This is a genomic window from Corynebacterium sp. NML120713 (genome assembly GCF_001875735.1).
Taxonomy (GTDB): domain Bacteria; phylum Actinomycetota; class Actinomycetes; order Mycobacteriales; family Mycobacteriaceae; genus Corynebacterium; species Corynebacterium pseudogenitalium.
This window is the reverse complement of the sequence record NZ_MLCR01000012.1, coordinates 1-17,335: the sequence shown is the minus strand read 5'-3', so window position 1 is coordinate 17,335 and position 17,335 is coordinate 1. Positions and strand designations below refer to the sequence as shown.

Here is a 17,335-nt window from a genome sequence, read left to right as displayed (position 1 = left end):
CTATGAAGAAAATGAGTGCTCTCGTCCTCGCCGGCGGAGTCGCGGCGTCGCTGATCGTCGCGCCGCAAGCAACCACCGCCCCAGCTGGATCCTCCAAACCAACGCCGGTGATCACGCCGACCGTCACCCCACCAAAGCAGCCACCGCTCGGCAGCGCGTACACGGGCTCGGCGCCGGTCTCGCTGACGATTGCTGCGCTGCTCACCCTGCTCGTCGGCCAAGTAATTGTCGACGCCGTTCCCCCACTCCGCGCAGCCGTCGACGACCTCGCGCGCCAGGCCGGGCTCTCGGGCGTGATGGGATCCTCGCAGGGTAACCGCATTTTCGACTTCTCCAAGATCGACCTCAACGAGCTGCAGAAGATGCTGCCCAAGGTCTAAACCCCACCCCAAATATGTCACCGCTGTGACTCGTGATAAGTTTGTTCCTGTTGTGGTTACAGTGTCCTGTGTGACGGCTGTGGCGGAAGAGCCGCAACGCTCAACGTAACAATGCGACCTGCCGGGGGGCAGGTCGCATTTGTCATACAATCAACGGCATGGAAACACCACAAGGACTCAACTCGCTCCTCCACAACGGGCGCCGCCCAGGCATTGTCGACGCCCTCGCCGGCGTCGTCGACCAGACCGTCGCAGACCAAAGCGGACTCACCGGCATGGCGCTGCGCTCCGCAATCGCAGGCGTAAAGAAGGTCGACGCCCGCATCCTGCACAAAGGCATCAACACCGTCCTCCCGCAACTCCTCGAGCAGCTCAACCCCCGCTGGGAAGACTACAAAAACGGCGACCACGCCGCCTTCGGCGAATACCTCGCACAACACGAAGACGACGTGGTCGCAGAACTCGTCTCACTCGGCGACAACCTCCGCGACTCCATGCCAGCCGGCGTACAGAAGATCTACGCCACGTTCCGCAGCAAGGCAGCCAAAATTGTGGGGCCAGCGCTGCCGCGGATCGGAGAGGTCGTCGAAAAGCAGATGGAAGGCTAAACGTCCAGGAAGCGGACGTCCTTCGCCTTGCGGGTGATGAAGGAACGGCGAGCCGCGACATCATCACCCATCAGGATGCTAAACAGCTCGTCAGCGCGCTGAGCGTCCTCCACATCAACACGACGCAGAATACGATGATCCCGGTCCAGCGTGGTCTCCCACAGCTCGCTCGGGTTCATCTCACCCAGACCCTTGTAACGTTGGATGCCGTCATCCGTGTTGATCTTACGGCCGGCCTCCAGGCCCTCCGCGAGCAGCTGGTCACGCTCCGCGTCGGAGAAGGCGTAGCCAGGCTCGCCCTTCGCCCACTTCAGCTTGTACAGCGGCGGGTTCGCTAGGTAGACGTGGCCCTCCTCGATGAGCTCCGGCATGAAACGGAACAGCAGGGTGAGCAGCAGCGTCGCGATGTGCTGGCCGTCGACGTCAGCATCCGCCATCAGCACAATCTTGTGGTAGCGGAGCTTCGAAATATCGAACTCTTCGTGAATACCAGTACCCAGCGCGGTGATGATCGCCTGGACCTCCGCGTTCTTCAACACGCGGTCCATGCGGGCCTTCTCCACGTTCAGGATCTTGCCGCGCAGCGGGAGAATCGCCTGGTACATCGAGTCGCGGCCCTGCTTCGCCGAACCACCTGCTGAGTCGCCCTCAACAATGAACAGCTCGGACAGCTTCGGGTCCTTCGAACGGCAGTCCGCCAACTTACCCGGCAGGCCACCCAAGTCCGTCGCCGACTTACGACGCACCAAGTCACGCGCCTTGCGCGCCGCCTGACGCGCCTGCGACGACGACACAGCCTTCGAAATAATGGCCTTCGCCTCCGCCGGGTTGGCATCAAACCAATCCGACAGATTCTCGTTCACGGCGCGCTGCACGAAGCCCTTCACCTCGGTATTGCCGAGCTTCGTCTTCGTCTGGCCCTCAAACTGCGGGTCCGCCACGCGGACAGACACCACGGCCGCGAGTCCCTCACGGCAGTCATCACCAGTGAGGTTCGGCTCCTTGTCCTTCAGCAGCTTATGTTCACGCGCGTAGCGGTTCATCAGCGTGGTCAACGCCGCGCGGAAACCCTCCTCGTGCGTACCGCCCTCATGCGTATTAATGGTGTTCGCGAACGTGTGTACAGACTCCTTGAAGGAGCTGTTCCACTGCATCGCCACCTCAGCCTCAAGGCCGTCACCCTTCTGGTCAAAGCCCACGATCGTCGGGTGGATCGCCGTCTTCGACTTATTCAGGTAGTTGACGTAATCAATCAGGCCGTCCGGGTAGTGGTACGTGACCTTCTTCTCGCGCTTCTTCGGGGTTGCAGATGTGTCACCCTCGGTGGCGTCGTCAAACGAGTCCGAGCCAACCGCAGCGGCCGTCTCACCCTCCTCCGCGATCGCCTCGAGCTCAAGCTCCTCCTCGGAGACGCGCTCATCCTTCAACGTGATGGTCAGGCCCTTGTTCAGGAACGCCATCTCCTGCAGACGACGCGCGATCGTGTCCCACTTGAACTCCGTGGTCTCAAAAATCTCCGGGTCCGGCCAGAAACGAATCGCCGTACCCGTGCCGCGGGCATTGCCGCCCTCCTCCAGCGGATCCGGCTGCGCGTTCCCAAACCGCTGGTACCAGTGCTTGCCTTCGCGCTTAATGTCCGCCTCAACACGCGTGGACAGGGCGTTCACCACGGAAATACCCACACCGTGCAGGCCACCCGACACCGCGTACGACTCCGAGTCGAACTTACCGCCCGCGTGCAGCTGCGTCATCACGACCTGCACCGTCGGCGCACCAGACGGGTGCATCTCCACCGGAATACCACGACCATTATCGACGACCTCTACGCCGCCATCCGCGAGCAGAGTCACATCGACGCGATCGGCATAGCCCGCCATCGCCTCATCGACCGAGTTATCCACGACCTCCCACACCAAGTGGTGCAGGCCACGCTCACCGGTCGACCCAATGTACATACCTGGGCGTTTCCGGACGGCCTCAAGGCCCTCGAGGATAGTAATCGACGACGCGTCATAATGAGGTTGTTGATCAGCCACTGGAAAAGACGCTCCTCCTGAAAAATGTCATTAACCCGTCCCATCTTACACGTAAAACAGGACACCAAACCCCACGACTACCCGTACGTGTCCCTCGGCCCCCGCCCCTTCACGTGCAGCGGACCATAACGCCAACTCTTCACCCTCGGCCCATAAATGTGCAGCTTCCGGATCACATCCGGGCCCACCTTCTCCGCAATCGCGCGCAGCACCGTCGACTGCATGTACTTCAGCTGCGTCGCCCACGCCGTCGTTGTGCAGGTGATGAAGACCTCGCCGTCCTTAATCATCTCCACCTTCGTATGCTCCGCAATCGTGGCGCCGACCAGGCCCTCCCAATTGCCCATCACCCAGCCGTACGCCATGTTCTCCGTCCAATCGCGCTTCCGGATCTCCTTACCCAACAGCGACGAAAACGACTTCACCTTGTAACTCCGCGGCAACGCCCGGCCATCCTTGCCCGTCGGGCGGCCCCGCTCCAGCCACGGCCTGCGCTCCTCCTGCTCAAAGTGCAGCCCCGGCACCGTAATATCCTTCACCGGACGGCCCTTGCTCTGACTGCGGCGCGGCACCACACTCGCGCCCTGCTTCGACAAATCCGGCAGCCTCCCGCCACGCCGCTTCGCCGTGCGCCGCAACTGGTCAAAGGTGGTGCCCACCAGGTCACGCTCGCTCAATGTGGGACACCCCCTCCTCCATCCGCACGTGATACCGCGCCGTCACCGCCCCATCAAGGTTGCCCGGCAAATCATCCCCGACCGCCGCCGTAATCAACACCTGCTCCGCCGACTCCGCCACATGCACCAACCGCTCCCGGCGCTTCGCGTCCAACTCCGCAAACACATCATCCAAAATCAGCACCGGATCCGCGCCCTCACCAGCCAACAACCGGTACTCCGCCAAGTGCAAACTCAGCGCAAACGACCACGTCTCCCCATGCGACGCATACCCCTTCGCCGGCTGCTGACCCAACATCAACACCAAATCATCCCGGTGCGGCCCCACCAGCGTTGAGCCACGCTCAATCTCCTCTTTTCGACGCCTCCCCAACTCCGACAACATCGCCGCCTCCAACACCTGCGGATCCCGCGACGCCTCCCCCGTCAACTCCAACACCGCCCTATCCAACGTCGACGTATACTCCACTGACGCCGCCCGCGACTCCGGCGCCACCGACGCATACGACTCCGTGATGTGATCGGAGAGGGCGTCGACAAGCAAAAGCCTGCCCGACAACACCTGCGCCCCATACCGCGCCAACTGCGCATCCCAAGCATCCAACGTACTCAGCGCACCCGCGCCCGCCGCATCCCCATAACCGCGACGCAACGCCGTATTCTGCGAACGCAACAACGCATTACGCTGGCGCAACACCTTGTCATAATCCGCCTTCACCCCACCATGACGCGGCGTACGCACCGCCGCCAACGCATCCAAAAACCGGCGACGATCCCCCGGCTCCCCATTCACCAACCGCAAATCCTCCGGCGAAAACATCACCGTCCGCAGCACACCCAGCAACTCACGCGCCGACTTCAACCGCGTCCTATTAATCTGCGCCTGATTCGCCCCACTCGCCTTAATCAGCACATGGGTCGTCAGCGCGCGCCCCTCATTCACCGTCGTCGCCGACACGCGCGCATCACTCGCCCCCGAATGAATCAGCGGGCCATCCGTCGCCACCCGGTGACTCCCGAGCATCGACGTATAGCGCACCGCCTCCACAATGTTCGTCTTCCCGTGCCCATTGCGGCCCGAAAACACCGTGACGCCCGGCTCCAAATCCACATGCAACTCCCGCCACGAACGGAAATCACGCAGGTCAAGCTCCGAAACGTACATCGCGGCAAATTAGCCCGGCAGGCGAACCGGCATCAACAAATACGTGAAATTCGTCTCCGGCGTCGGGAACAACCCATCATCGCCCTTCTCCGGCAACGACTCCGGCTCCGGAATCATAATCGCCGGACGCGACGACTCCGTAAACCCAAACACCGCACGATCCGTCCCAATCACCGACAAACCATCACGCAAATAACCAGCATTAAACGCAATCAGCAGCTCATCCTCCCCCACAAACTGCGCAGGAATCGACTCCGACGCCTCACCAGAATCAGCCCCCGACGCAAACAACGTCACCTGACCCTCCGAAAAATGCAACCTCAACTGCGCATTCCGATCCGCCACCAACGACACACGGCGAATCGCCTCCAACAACGGAGCCACCTCCACCGACGCCATCGACGTATGCGCCTTCGGCAACAACGGCTGCACATTCGGGAAATCCGCATCCAACATGCGCGTCGTCGTCTCACGATTGCCCGCATGCAAACCAAACAAGCCGTCCGCGCCCACATTATCGACGCCACCAACGGCAATCTGCACCGGCTCCTCCAACTGCGTATCCAACGTCCGCGCGTTATCCAACAACGTCTTCGCCGGCACCAACAGCTTCGCCTGCACCCCCTCACCAGCAGGCGACCACTCCAACGAACGCAACGCCAACCGGAAACGGTCCGTCGCCGTCAAGTGCAACGTCGAACCCTCCACCTCAATGTGGATACCGGTCAGCATCGGCAACGTGTCATCCTTACCCGCCGCGGCAGCCACCTGCATCACCGCACCACTCAGGTCCTCCGAACCGATCGTGCCCGTCACCTCAGGCAACTGCGGCAACTGCGGATAATCGTCCAACGGCATCAAAGGCAGCTCGAAGTGGGCGGAGCCGCCGTCGAGAAGCAACTTTGTGTCACTCGTAGAAACCTCAACCGGCTGATTCGGCATATTCGCAACAATGTCAGACAACAACTTGCCCGCCACCGCAACGCGACCAGGCGTATCCACCTCAGCCGCAATCCGCACCCGCGACGACACCTCATAATCGAAACCCGCGAACTCCAAACCCTCATCCGACGCCGTAATCAACACCGCGCGAAGAATCGGCTGCGTGTTCTTCGTAGGCAACATCCGAGCAACCCACGCCACCGCGTCCGACAGGTCCTCCTTGTGCACGCGGAAGGAAACGTTGGAATTCAAGTTGTCTTGGATGTCCGCCATAGTGACACGGGCTCCTTGCAGTACGTAGAGATTCTTGTAATTACGTACTCACTCTAGGCGGGGACGCGCTTTTTGTCATTCGAGTTTTCACACGCCTAGCTCATGGCTTTTTGGGGCGTTGGTCGTTTGTGCGCCGTTCTGCACAGGTCCCCTTTCTACTCTAGGAATTACAAGTAAAAACCTTGGGAACAACAATAAGTCCTGTGCAATCTGTGGAATTACACGAATTCGCCGTGGTCGGAGCGCGAAAACAGGGTGTGCAATTGCCTGTGGAAGAAATGTGGATAACTCCGGGCGCTTGTGGATAGATTTTCTGTCATTTGATCTGTGCACAACTCGGGAAGGGTTGTCCACTGGGGATTCACACGTTATCCACAAGGACTGTGGTGTGTGATGTGGGTCTCTTTGTGGTGCGGGTCACTTGGGTGTTTCGCCCCTGAATGTGAATTACAGCGGTGTAATTACACAGGTGTGGATAAGTTTGTGGAATGTTTGTTGGGTGGGGGCGAGTGCATTTGGTGTCATCCAAGCGGACCGAGTGACAAAAGACGCAACGTCTTATGGAATAGTCATTCGAAACGCCAGGTACGAAAAGGACTAGATTAAAAGAGGTGCGTCTTTTGTCACTGCCACCCTTCGACGGGACACCAAATTCCTGTTTTTCGGGGGGCGCCTTCAGCGTTTCCCCAGGTCGGGCGCTGGCAGCAAAGGAATATGGTGTCGCGTGGGTTGCGTGAGTGACAAAGGACGCAACCGACTTTTCGCGACCTGGGCTTTTGTCGAAGTCGGCCGGCAGGATTGCATCCTTTGTCACTCGCTGCCCAATCTCTGCACCAAATTCCTTGTTTTCTGCACGTGGGTTTGGAAAACCCCAGGTCAGAAGATGGTTATGAGGGAATTTGGTGTCTTTGACTCTCGGTGAGGCACCAAATTCCAGGATTTTGGGAAAGTCGCTGAGTAAAACCCCAGGTCAGCATAACTCCGGGAGGGAATTTGGTGCGGGCGACGCCGAGGGCGACGAAAGTTAGCGCAGGGTGCGGGCGCGGGCCTTGATGATTTGGGTCAGTTCCTGGATTTCGTCGTAGGTGCCGCGGTTCTCCGTCATCTCCTTGCGGATCTTGCGGTCCGCGTACATCACGGTGGTGTGGTCCTTGCCGCCGAACTCGTCGCCGATCTTGGGGAGGGAGAGTTCGGTGAGTTCGCGGCACAGGTACATCGCGATCTGGCGGGCGTGCGCCACCTGGCGGGTTTTACCTGCGCCGATGAGCTGGTCCATCGTGACGTTGAAGTATTCGGCGGCGTACTCCTTGATGGTGGAGGCGTTGATGTTGATGTCGCCTTCGTCGGGGAGGATGTCGCGAAGGGCGACTTGGGCGACGTCGAGGGTGATGGGCTCGTCGATAAGGGAAGAGTAGGCCGAGACCCTGATGAGGGCGCCCTCGAGCTCGCGGATCGACGACTCGAATTGTGAGGCGATGAGCTCGAGCACCTGGTGGTCGACCTGCGTGCCGTCGGCGGCCGCCTTCTTCATCAAGATGGCGATGCGGGTCTCCAGGTCTGGTGGCTGGACGTCGGTGATGAGGCCGCCTTCGAAGCGGGTGCGGAGGCGGTCCTCGAGGGTGGTGAGCTGCTTCGGCGGGCGGTCAGACGACAGGATGATCTGCTTATTCGCCTGGTGCAGCGCGTTGAAGGTGTGGAAGAACTCCTCCTGGGTACCTTCCTTGCCCTCGAGGAACTGGATGTCGTCGACCATCAGGATGTCGAGGTTGCGGTAGCGGCGCTTGAAGCTTTCTTGGCGGTCGTCGCGTACGGAGTTGATGTAGTCGTTCGTGAACTCCTCGGAGGAGACGTACTTGATGCGGAGGTTCGGCTGCAGGACCTGCGCGTAGTTGCCGGCGGCGTGCAGCAGGTGCGTCTTGCCGAGGCCCGAGCCACCCCAGATGAACAGGGGGTTGTAGGCGCGGGCCGGGTTCTCGGCGACGGCGACGGCGGCGCCGTTGGCGAAGCGGTTCGAGGAGCCGATGACGAAGTTCTCAAAGGTGTACTTCGGGTTCAGGCTGGTCTCGCGCTCAGGGTCGTGGGCAGGCTTTTCGCGGGGGATTCGCTTAGGGACGGTCGGGTGCGCCGGCGCCTGGTGTTGTTGCTGTTGGCGGGCGTGCATCTCGGCGAGTTCATCGAGGCCCATTGGGATTTGCTCGCCGGGGGTCATGTGGGCCGGGTCGACGGCCTCGGGGGCAGGCGGAGCTGAAGGCGCTGCCGGGGCTTCTGGCGCCTGGATCGAGACGGCGAGCGTGCAGTGTTTGCCCAGGTGGGACGCCAGCAGCGCAGTGATGTGCGGTGCCAGGGACTGCTCCACGACCGTTTTTGCGGCGGCGTGGGGGGCGGAGAGGATGGCGTAGCCGTCGACAAGCATGACGGGGCGGACGAGCTGGAGGTAGGCGCGCTCTTGCGGGGTCAGCGACGGGACCTGCGAGCTGGGCTGCGCCGACAGCGCCAGCAGGTCAGCGACGATGGTGCGCCATAGCGTTTCGATGTCTTGCTCTGCCAACGTCCCGCTTTCCTCCTAATCCGACATGTCATTTAGTGACGTTCGTCACAACTGTGGAATTTCACGTACATTCCACCGCTGTTTCACAGATTTTGTAATTCCAAAACCTGCGTCTCACCAGTATCTTCCACAGACTTGTCCACACCTGTGGATAACTTCGGTGAGTAAGTTGTTCACAGCCTTCCCCCTCCCCTGTGGATAACTTTTCACGGAACTTTTACCGGCTGTGACCTGCTGTAATTACAAATTACGCCGCAAAGTCTCAACCTGTTGTTCACAGTTATCCACAGCGATGTGGAGAAAGAACGTGTGTAATTGTGGTGCTTTATCATTGTTACCCGGTGTGAGCTTGCAATGTCTAACAGCCCGCATGCCACAACCCTGTGGATAACTCGTTTCACGGATGTGATTCACAGGAAATCTCGAACATTGCGTACGCGTGTTGGGAAGTAATCGCGCGTCAGGCCGGTGATAGCGCGGCCCCCGGTGTTCGAAAATATGCAACCACCTGCGCGAAAGTACACCCTTGTAATTACGGGGGTAAACGAATGGACCTGCGCCCCACCCGGCTCAAAAGACAGTGTGTCGATTTGAACAACCAGCGGTTTTTCGCGTAGTCTGGCGTAGTCTGTCACACTACGGGCGCGAAGCAACATGCCCACGGTGTGCTTGAGAGCACCATCTACGCAGTGCACCGGGCCGCCCACCCAGGGCGAGTCAGCGAAGGTGATGCATGCAGGTCAACGCGCACAACGCGCCGCGGCCGGGCAATCTCAACCTGAACATTGCAATTCCGGGACGGCTACTACCCCGGGAGGGAATGCGTCGCGCACCGCGGCGGGTTCCCGCTGGCCGTCGTGACCTCTTATAAGGAGTCCACCGTGTCTAAGCGGACTTACCAGCCAAACAACCGCCGTCGTTCACGCAAGCACGGCTTCCGTGCCCGCATGCGCACCCGCGCCGGCCGCGCAATCGTTTCCGCGCGCCGCAAGAAGGGCCGCGCAAGCCTGACGGCATAAACGCCCGAAGCGCAGCGACATCGTGTTACCCCGCCCGCACAAACTCTCCTCCTCTGCCGACTTCCGGCAGACCATGAGGAAAGGAGTGCGCGCGGGGTCTCGCACTTTAATCGTCCACGTCCGCTCGCGGGCCGAGGACACCATCGCGCTGCACGGCGGGCCGCGCTTCGGACTGATCGTGTCCAAGCAGGTCGGCAACGCGGTGACCAGGCACGCGGTGTCTCGGAAACTGCGGCATGTGCTGCGAGGGGGCGTCGATAAGCTGGAGCTGCACCACGACGTCGTGGTGAGAGCCCTGCCCGCCTCAGCCACCGCCACGAGCGCGCAACTCGCGCACGACTACGACGCCGCGCTGCGCAAAGCCCTGGACAAATGGCGTACTACAACTTCCTAGGCCAACGCATCCCCGCACCACCAACCGCGGCCGCGCGGGCACTCGTGAAGGCCGTACGCTGCTACCAAAAGTACCTCTCACCCCTTAAGATGGGTGCGACGTGTCGTTTCATGCCAGTGTGCAGCGCCTACGCACTCGAAGCGGTCGCGCGACACGGTGCCATCAAAGGCACCCTGCTCAGCGTGGCCCGCGTCTGCAAATGTGGGCCCTGGCACCCCGGCGGGTTCGACCCAGTACCCGGCAGCGGTACGGACGCGTCCACAGGAACGACCACCAAGTAACCAACGAGGAGTAACACCCCAAAGTGCTGAATTTCATCTACTGGCCGATTTCTTGGGTGCTGTGGTTCTGGCACAAAGTATTCGGCTTCATCCTCTCGCCAGACTCGGCGTTGTCATGGATCCTGTCCATCGTCTTCCTCACCTTCACCCTGCGAACCCTGCTGGTCAAGCCCATGGTCAACCAAATGCGGTCCATGCGCAAGATGCAGGAAATGCAGCCGAAGATGCAGGAAATCCGCCAAAAGTACAAGAACGACCAGCAGAAAATGGCGGAAGAGACGCAGAAACTGTACAAGGAGATGGGCACCAACCCGCTCGCCTCGTGCATCGTCCCGCTGGCGCAGATGCCCGTGTTCATCGGCCTGTTCCACGTGCTGCGCTCCTTCAACCGCACCGGCACCGGCCCCAACCAGCTGGGCCTCAGCGTTGAAGAGAACCGCAACCTGGCCAACTACGCGTTCTCCCCAGAAGACGTCCGCTCCTTCCTGGACGCCGACTTCTTCGGTGTGCCGCTCTCCGCGTACATGTCCATGCCAGAAGACGCCTTCGCGGCGTTCACCGGCCTGGACTTCACCCGCGCCAACATCGTCATGGTGTGCCTGCCGCTCGTGCTCATCTCCGCGACGTTCACCCACCTCAACGCCCGGATGTCCATGAACCGTCAGGCCGCACGCCGCGCCGCCGGCAAGGTCAACACCCCATCCGGTGACAACGCCGCCATGATGCAACAGCAGATGCAGATGATGAACAAGATGATGCTCTGGGTCTTCCCGGTCATGATCATCGCGTCCGGCTTCCTGTGGCACATCGGCCTGCTGTTCTACATGCTGGCCAACAATGTGTGGACCTTCTTCCAGACCCGTATCGTCTTCGCCAAGATGGACGCCGAGGAAGAGGCCGAGGAGCGCGCCAAGGCAGAAGCCAAGCGCGCCTCCGCTCCCGTTGTCGGTGCCCGCAAGGTGGACAAGCGCAGCAAGAAGCAGCGCAAGCAGCAAGGCAAGTAACCGGTAGCCCCCAGCCCCCAGCAAGTGTTTGCTGGGGGCGTTACTTTTACTAGAGTCGATGCCAGACTAAAAATTCAAAGGAGTACACAGCCGTGTCAGAACAGCCCACAGCAGCCGCCACCATCTTCGGCGACCGCCTGACGCTCGCCCAGGCCTACCACGAATCGCTCGCCACAACCGCCGCCGAGCGCGGCTTCATCGGCCCCAAAGAAGTAGGCCGCCTGTGGGAACGGCACATCCTCAACTGTGCGGTGGTCTCCGAAGCACTTAACGACGCCACCACCGTCGCCGACATCGGCTCCGGCGCAGGGCTGCCCGGCATCCCACTGGCCATCGCCCGCCCCGACGTCTCGTTCACCCTTATCGAGCCGCTGCTGAAGCGCTCCACGTACCTCGCCGAGGTCAAAGACGAGCTGGGACTGGACAACGTCACCGTCGTCCGCGGCCGCGCCGAGGAGCAGCCCGGCGGGCAGTTCGACGTGGTCACCTCCCGCGCCGTCGCGCCCCTGGGCAAGCTCGCCGGCTGGAGTCTTCCACTGGTACGCCACGGGGGCTCGATGTTGGCGCTGAAAGGCGCTAGTGTTGCAGAAGAACTCGAACGCGACGCGCGGGCGATTAAGAAAGCCGGGGGGATCACGCCGAACATTTTCCAGGTTGGCGCCGACGTCCTCGACCAGCCCACCACCCTCATCCGAATCGTGCGGAAATAGCGGAAAGGAACACCACCAGCATGGACAACGCCACGCTGCAACGCCCCGCGCACACCCGCGTGTTCACCGTTGCGAACCAGAAGGGCGGCGTCGGCAAGACGACGACATCGGTGAACATGGCGTCGGCACTCAGCCGCCAAGGCATGCGCGTCCTCGTCATCGACCTGGACCCGCAGGGCAACGCCTCCACCGCGCTCGGCGCCGAGCACACCTCCGGCACCACCTCCAGCTACGAAGTCCTCATCGGCGAAGCAACGCCCGAGGAAGCACTGCAGGCGCACGCCAACAACGAGAACCTCTACTGCATCCCTGCCACCATCGACCTCGCCGGTGCCGAAATCGAGCTGGTGTCCATGGTGCGCCGCGAATACCGGCTGCACGACGCCATCCGGCGCGGCTTCCTCGAAGAGCACAACTTCGACTACGTCTTCATCGACTGCCCACCATCACTCGGGCTGCTCACCATCAACGCCATGACCGCCGTCGACGAAGTCATGATCCCCATCCAGTGCGAGTACTACGCGCTTGAGGGCGTCGGCCAGCTGCTCGGCAACATCGGCATGATCCGCGAGCACCTCAACCACAACCTGCACATCTCCGCGATCGTGCTCACCATGTACGACGCCCGCACGCGCCTCGCTGCGGACGTCGCCGGCGAAGTGCGCAACCAGTTCGGCGAAGTGGTGCTGCGCAACGTCATCCCGCGCTCCGTGAAGGTTTCCGAGGCGCCAGGCTACGGCCAAACCGTCATCGACTACGACCCACTCTCCAGCGGAGCGCTGGCCTACTACGACGCCGCCCGCGAACTGGCAACACGCGGCGACTACCAACCACACGCCACCACGGGGCCCATCGGCGTCAGCCCCCAGGTGGCCCAACAACTAGACGAGGGCGAGGAATAACCATGGCACAAGAGCGTAAAGGCGGCCTCGGCCGCGGACTAGCAGCACTCATCCCGCAGGCACCAGCCGCGACCGACAAAACCGGCAAGACCGGCGGCATCGGCGGCAAAGCCTCCGACGTGATCTTCGGCGCCGCGGGGGCAGCCGGGGCTTCGGGGGCTTCCGGGGCTTCCGGTGGCGGCGACAAGCTTCCGCCGCGCGGAAAGCGGCCCAAGGTCGCGGGCGCGCCCACCGTCGGCGCCACGCCAGAGAACGTTATGCAGCCCGTGCCCGTCGGCGCGCGCTACCAGGAAATCGCGGTCGGGCAGATCATCCCGAACCCGAAGCAGCCCCGCCAGGTCTTCGACGAAGACGACCTCAACGAGCTGGTCCACTCCATCCGCGAGTTCGGCCTGCTGCAACCCATCGTCGTCCGCGACACGCCCGAGGGCTTCGAGCTCATCATGGGCGAGCGCCGCTGGCGCGCCGCCTCCAAAGCCGGCCTGAAGCACATCCCGGCCATCGTCCGCGAAACCTCCGACCAGGACATGCTTCGCGACGCCCTGCTGGAAAACATCCACCGCGTCCAACTCAACCCACTCGAAGAAGCCGCCGCCTACCAGCAGCTCCTCGAAGAGTTCGGCGTCACCCAGGAGCAACTCGCCGACAAACTCGGTCGCTCCCGCCCAGTGATCACCAACGCGATCCGCCTCCTGCGCCTGCCCGTGCCGGTGCAGCGCCGCGTCGCCGCCGGCGTACTCTCCGCAGGCCACGCCCGCGCACTCCTCGGCCTCAAGCTCGGCAGCGACGCCCTGACCTCCAACGGCCAGACCCTGCTCGCCGAACGCATCGTCTCCGAGGGCTTAAGCGTCCGCGCCACCGAAGAAGCCGTCACGCTCATGAATAACGAAGGCGGCGTCCCACAAAAGAAACGCCGCGAACCCGTCCCCCAGCCCGAATACCTCACCCGGGCCGCCGACCAACTCGCCGACGAATGGGACACCAAAGTCTCCGTCACCATGGGCAAACGGAAAGGTAAAATCGTCGTCGAATTCGGCGACCGTCAGGACTTCGAACGCATCATGGGCCTCATCCAGGGCACCGATTAACTACAGGTGCTCCTGGCGGAGCAAGTCCTGGAAAGAGTAGGTGCCTGTCGGCTGGTCATCAGAATCCAGCAAGTACAGGCGCTTCACCGCCACCACAATCGCCTCCGCGATCGCGTCACGCTGCTGCGGATCCGTCACCACCTCAACATCGTGCGGATTCGTGACATAGCCAGCCACGATCTCCACTGACGGCATCCGCGTCATCCGCAGCATCTCCCACGTCCGGGCATGATTCCAGCAATTACGTAGCGACGTCCTCGCCGCAATCTCACGCTGAATATAGCCCGACAGCGTCTCCCCCGTCATCGACGACGTCCCGTTCTCCGAACCGAAGTAGAACGTGGCCACACCATTCGCCTTCTCATTGGCATAACGGTCCAACTGCAGGGAAATCACCAAGTCGGCGTCGAAGCCGTTCGCCAGATCGGCGCGCTCCTTACACGACGGATTATCACCACGCGGGCGCGAGATGATCGTCTCCACACCAGCCGCAATCATGCGGCCCTCCACGCGCTGCGCCAAATCCCACAGGATCTCCTCCTCCGTGATCTGGCCGAAGGGGCCGTCGACAAGCGCGCCCTTATCCGCACCACCAAGATGCGGATCAATCACCACGCGCTTGCCCGCCAACTGCGGGCCAGCCGCGCGCACATGCTCACGCTCGCGAATCGCGTGCGCCGAACCGCCCGTAATCCGGCGGCCCAACAGACTCAACGCGTGCAACGTATCCGGGCCACACACCCCATCGTCTTCCAAGCCCGAATTCAGCTGGTAATTCATCACGGCCTCGTGCGTGCGCGGACCGAACCGCCCATCCACACGATCCGAATAAAAGCCCAGCTCATGCAGCTGCGTCTGCAACTGCCCCACGTCGTCGCCCACCAACTCCTGATTCGGCTGGTACTGCAACACACGCGCCCCCAACGTATACGACGCCTCACGCAGCTCACGCAACGTCAAGTCATCGATAGCGCCAGTCGGCATAATTCCCCGCGACTGCTGAAATGCTTTCACGGACTCCGCCAAAGGGGCGTCGAAAAGCATCTCGTCGGGAGTGAACTGCCGCGAGTTGAAGTCCTCGATATCCCCATCGAAGTCCTCCAACATGCCCAAACGCGCAAGCGTCGCACGCGCCTCGGCCACGCGAGCACTCGAATCACCTACGCGGAGAATGTCACCCACTGGGCACCTTTCTACAAAACCAACAATGCAGTCCATCCTACGACGGACAGCCTACAGATACGACTCAACCTTCTGGACGATCTGCGCCTTCGGGAGCGCCCCCACAAACTCATCCACCTTCTGGCCATCCTTGAAGATCAACACAGTCGGAATCGACATGACCTGGAACATCATCCCCAGCTCACGCTCCTCATCCACATTCACCTTCGCGACCTTCACCTTGCCATCCAGCTCAGACGCAATCTCATCCAACACCGGCGACAACTTCCGGCACGGAGCGCACCACTCAGCCCAAAAATCCACCAACACCGGCGTCGAAGCCTCAACGACCTCAGCCTTAAACGTATTCTTCGTCACATCAACAGGTGCACTCATCGTTCCTCCTTGAACACAGTTCTTTCTATTCTAAAGCGCCGCAAGGAAATGCTGCGCATCCAACGCCGCCCGGCACCCCGAACCAGCCGCCGTAATCGCCTGACGATAGTGGTTATCCACCAAATCACCACACGCAAACACGCCCGGCACGTTCGTGCGCGTCGAAGGGGCGTCGACAACTACGTAGCCACCCTCATCCGTGGCCACCTGGCCCTCCAAGAAGCCCGAACGCGGATCGTGCCCAATCGCTACGAACAACGCCGTCGCATCCAGTGCCGACTCCTCGCCCGACTGCACGTTACGCACCTTCAGGCCGCCAACCTTGCCATCCTTTTCGACGACCTCTTCGACCACCGAATGCGTAATAAACTCAATCTTCTCATTCGCCCGGGCGCGCTCCAACATAATCTGCGACGCGCGGAAGTTCTCCGAACGGTGAATAATGGAAACCTTCGACCCAAACTTGGTCAAAAACGTCGCTTCCTCCATCGCCGAATCCCCACCACCGACAACGGCAATGTGCTGATCCTTGAAGAAGAAGCCGTCACAGGTCGCGCACGTGGACACACCGCGACCCGTCAGCTCAGCCTCACCCGGAATGCCCAGGTGACGCGGCGCCGCACCAGTAGCGAGAATGACCGCGCGGGCCTGGTAGACGTCATCCCCCACGAACACCTTCTTCACGTCACCGCTGAGATCAACCTTGTCCACCAGCTCCGACTCCAGGCGCGCGCCGAACTTCTCCGCCTGCTTGCGCATCTGCATCATCAGATCCGGGCCCATCACCCCATCCTTGAAGCCAGGGAAGTTCTCCACCTCAGTGGTGTTCATCAGCTCGCCGCCGTACTCGTAACCCTCAAACACCAGCGGGTTCAGCTCCGCACGCGCCGCGTACAGCGCTGCCGTGTACCCCGCCGGGCCCGAGCCGACAATAATCACGTCATGAATTTGTTCTGTTTGTTCGCTGGCCTCGTTGGTCATGAAAACTCCTCGTAGATTTGCTCTGTCAGGGGTGTAAACGTAGCCAGTCTACTGTTTGTTCCAGACGTGTGCTTTTGGCATGCGCACCAGATTCCCGTCCGCGGAGTTGGCGACCTGGGCTTTTGCCGGGAGTGTTGTTGGAAATCGGGAATGTGGTGTCAGCCCAACCGGACGGAGTGACAAAGGACGCAACCCGCTTTTCGCGACCTGGGGAAATGCCGTCGTCTGGCGGGGAGGCGCTCTGTGTCAAGTGGTTGTGGGCCAGATTCATGGTTAACAATGCATCATCAATGCACGTGGTATCGGCGCTGTCTTAGTTGTTGTGCGGATAATCGTGACTTTCTCAGGCAACCCAATCGGTGTTTTCGGTCGCGCGGTAATTACCCCATCAGCAAGTGCTTGCTCGACGGCACTTCGCCGGTTGGCCTCCAGCTTTTGCCATGTGCCGTCTAGCACGCTTTGCGGTGTGTACCCATTAATCCCACTGTGGGGCCGTTGGTTATACAACGTTGTAAACTCATCAACCCAGGCCGCTGCATGTTTGATGCTGGCAAAAGCCCTCGGGTAGTAGGCCATACCTTTCATGGTGTGAAACAACGACTCCATATGCGGATTATCGTTGCTAATCGATGGTCTACTGAACGAGCGTTTGACCTGGTGGGCATCAAAAAGTCTGCCAAGGCTGCGACTGGTCATCGCTGCCCCGTTATCGGAGTGCACCGTGTCGACATCAGGGTGTGCGGCAAAGATTTCTTCAAACATATGTCGTG

Annotated in this window: 18 protein-coding genes; 9 read left to right on the top strand and 9 right to left on the bottom strand. The window is 61.1% G+C overall.

The features are described 5' to 3' along the window. Window positions 1-11: 11 nt before the first annotated feature. A complete protein-coding gene (locus BJP06_RS06000) occupies window positions 12-380 on the top strand; it encodes a hypothetical protein (protein WP_143110566.1) in 369 nt (122 codons plus the stop codon). Window positions 381-538: 158 nt separating this feature from the next. Then, the gene (locus tag BJP06_RS05995) at window positions 539-988 is read left to right on the top strand and encodes a hypothetical protein (protein ID WP_071573187.1); all 450 of its coding nucleotides are present in this window, start codon (window positions 539-541) and stop codon (window positions 986-988) included. On the opposite strand, the gene gyrB is transcribed toward BJP06_RS05995, so the two are convergent. From gyrB to dnaA, 5 genes are all read right to left on the bottom strand, one after another. After that, a complete protein-coding gene (gene gyrB / locus BJP06_RS05990) occupies window positions 985-3,024 on the bottom strand; it encodes a DNA topoisomerase (ATP-hydrolyzing) subunit B (protein WP_071573186.1) in 2,040 nt (679 codons plus the stop codon). The genes BJP06_RS05995 and gyrB overlap by 4 nt on opposite strands. 77 nt (window positions 3,025-3,101) lie before the next feature. After that, on the bottom strand, window positions 3,102-3,701 hold the full coding sequence (locus BJP06_RS05985; protein WP_071573185.1) for a DciA family protein: 600 nt from the start codon (window positions 3,699-3,701) through the stop codon (window positions 3,102-3,104). After that, window positions 3,688-4,866 (bottom strand): DNA replication/repair protein RecF, encoded by a 1,179-nt coding sequence (recF, locus tag BJP06_RS05980; RefSeq protein ID WP_071573184.1) that lies wholly within the window; start codon window positions 4,864-4,866, stop codon window positions 3,688-3,690. Before recF ends, BJP06_RS05985 begins: the two co-directional genes overlap by 14 nt. A 9-nt stretch (window positions 4,867-4,875) precedes the next feature. Further along, on the bottom strand, window positions 4,876-6,081 hold the full coding sequence (gene dnaN, locus BJP06_RS05975; RefSeq protein WP_177224269.1) for a DNA polymerase III subunit beta: 1,206 nt from the start codon (window positions 6,079-6,081) through the stop codon (window positions 4,876-4,878). A gap of 1,024 nt (window positions 6,082-7,105) precedes the next feature. Then, window positions 7,106-8,629, bottom strand: a complete 1,524-nt coding sequence (gene dnaA / locus BJP06_RS05970) for a chromosomal replication initiator protein DnaA (RefSeq protein WP_070363378.1) — start codon at window positions 8,627-8,629, stop codon at window positions 7,106-7,108. Window positions 8,630-9,510: 881 nt separating this feature from the next. Here dnaA and rpmH point away from each other — a divergent pair. The 7 genes from rpmH to BJP06_RS05935 all read left to right on the top strand — a co-directional run bounded on the left by rpmH (window position 9,511) and on the right by BJP06_RS05935 (window position 14,027). Further along, complete coding sequence (gene rpmH, locus BJP06_RS05965; RefSeq protein WP_070363641.1) at window positions 9,511-9,648, top strand: 50S ribosomal protein L34; 138 nt, start codon at window positions 9,511-9,513, stop codon at window positions 9,646-9,648. A 22-nt stretch (window positions 9,649-9,670) separates the two neighbouring features. Then, window positions 9,671-10,042: a ribonuclease P protein component gene (rnpA, locus tag BJP06_RS05960; protein ID WP_070975456.1), complete on the top strand. Its 372-nt coding sequence runs from the start codon at window positions 9,671-9,673 to the stop codon at window positions 10,040-10,042. Then, a complete protein-coding gene (yidD, locus tag BJP06_RS05955) occupies window positions 10,021-10,323 on the top strand; it encodes a membrane protein insertion efficiency factor YidD (protein ID WP_071573183.1) in 303 nt (100 codons plus the stop codon). The genes rnpA and yidD overlap by 22 nt, the downstream gene beginning before the upstream one ends. A gap of 23 nt (window positions 10,324-10,346) precedes the next feature. Further along, a complete protein-coding gene (gene yidC, locus BJP06_RS05950) occupies window positions 10,347-11,327 on the top strand; it encodes a membrane protein insertase YidC (protein WP_071573182.1) in 981 nt (326 codons plus the stop codon). 92 nt (window positions 11,328-11,419) lie between these two features. Continuing rightward, window positions 11,420-12,037, top strand: coding sequence for a 16S rRNA (guanine(527)-N(7))-methyltransferase RsmG (gene rsmG / locus BJP06_RS05945; protein WP_071573181.1), 618 nt, complete (start codon window positions 11,420-11,422; stop codon window positions 12,035-12,037). Window positions 12,038-12,057: 20 nt separating this feature from the next. After that, window positions 12,058-12,939, top strand: coding sequence for a ParA family protein (locus BJP06_RS05940; protein WP_070363382.1), 882 nt, complete (start codon window positions 12,058-12,060; stop codon window positions 12,937-12,939). 2 nt (window positions 12,940-12,941) lie between these two features. After that, window positions 12,942-14,027 (top strand): ParB/RepB/Spo0J family partition protein, encoded by a 1,086-nt coding sequence (locus BJP06_RS05935; protein ID WP_071573180.1) that lies wholly within the window; start codon window positions 12,942-12,944, stop codon window positions 14,025-14,027. Here the strand turns inward: BJP06_RS05935 and BJP06_RS05930 are convergent, their stop codons facing one another. The 4 genes from BJP06_RS05930 to BJP06_RS05915 form a co-directional block, all read right to left on the bottom strand. Continuing rightward, window positions 14,028-15,209: an N-acetylmuramoyl-L-alanine amidase gene (locus tag BJP06_RS05930; protein WP_284804844.1), complete on the bottom strand. Its 1,182-nt coding sequence runs from the start codon at window positions 15,207-15,209 to the stop codon at window positions 14,028-14,030. A 51-nt stretch (window positions 15,210-15,260) separates the two neighbouring features. Further along, window positions 15,261-15,584: a thioredoxin gene (gene trxA / locus BJP06_RS05925; RefSeq protein ID WP_071568061.1), complete on the bottom strand. Its 324-nt coding sequence runs from the start codon at window positions 15,582-15,584 to the stop codon at window positions 15,261-15,263. Window positions 15,585-15,614: 30 nt separating this feature from the next. Continuing rightward, window positions 15,615-16,565, bottom strand: a complete 951-nt coding sequence (gene trxB, locus BJP06_RS05920; protein WP_071573179.1) for a thioredoxin-disulfide reductase — start codon at window positions 16,563-16,565, stop codon at window positions 15,615-15,617. A gap of 273 nt (window positions 16,566-16,838) precedes the next feature. Further along, window positions 16,839-17,335 (bottom strand): integrase core domain-containing protein (locus BJP06_RS05915; RefSeq protein WP_143110565.1); only part of this gene is annotated, 497 nt, incomplete at its 5' end.

Excerpts from the sequence above, each read along its gene's own strand:
- BJP06_RS06000 (WP_143110566.1), top strand. The coding sequence starts at position 12 with ATGAGTGCTCTCGTCCTCGCCGGCGGAGTCGCGGCGTCGCTGATCGTC.
- BJP06_RS05995 (WP_071573187.1), top strand. The coding sequence starts at position 539 with ATGGAAACACCACAAGGACTCAACTCGCTCCTCCACAACGGGCGCCGC.
- recF (WP_071573184.1), bottom strand. The coding sequence starts at position 4,866 with ATGTACGTTTCGGAGCTTGACCTGCGTGATTTCCGTTCGTGGCGGGAG.
- dnaN (WP_177224269.1), bottom strand. The coding sequence starts at position 6,081 with ATGGCGGACATCCAAGACAACTTGAATTCCAACGTTTCCTTCCGCGTG.
- yidD (WP_071573183.1), top strand. The coding sequence starts at position 10,021 with ATGGCGTACTACAACTTCCTAGGCCAACGCATCCCCGCACCACCAACC.
- BJP06_RS05940 (WP_070363382.1), top strand. The coding sequence starts at position 12,058 with ATGGACAACGCCACGCTGCAACGCCCCGCGCACACCCGCGTGTTCACC.
- BJP06_RS05935 (WP_071573180.1), top strand. The coding sequence starts at position 12,942 with ATGGCACAAGAGCGTAAAGGCGGCCTCGGCCGCGGACTAGCAGCACTC.
- trxA (WP_071568061.1), bottom strand. The coding sequence starts at position 15,584 with ATGAGTGCACCTGTTGATGTGACGAAGAATACGTTTAAGGCTGAGGTC.
- trxB (WP_071573179.1), bottom strand. The coding sequence starts at position 16,565 with ATGACCAACGAGGCCAGCGAACAAACAGAACAAATTCATGACGTGATT.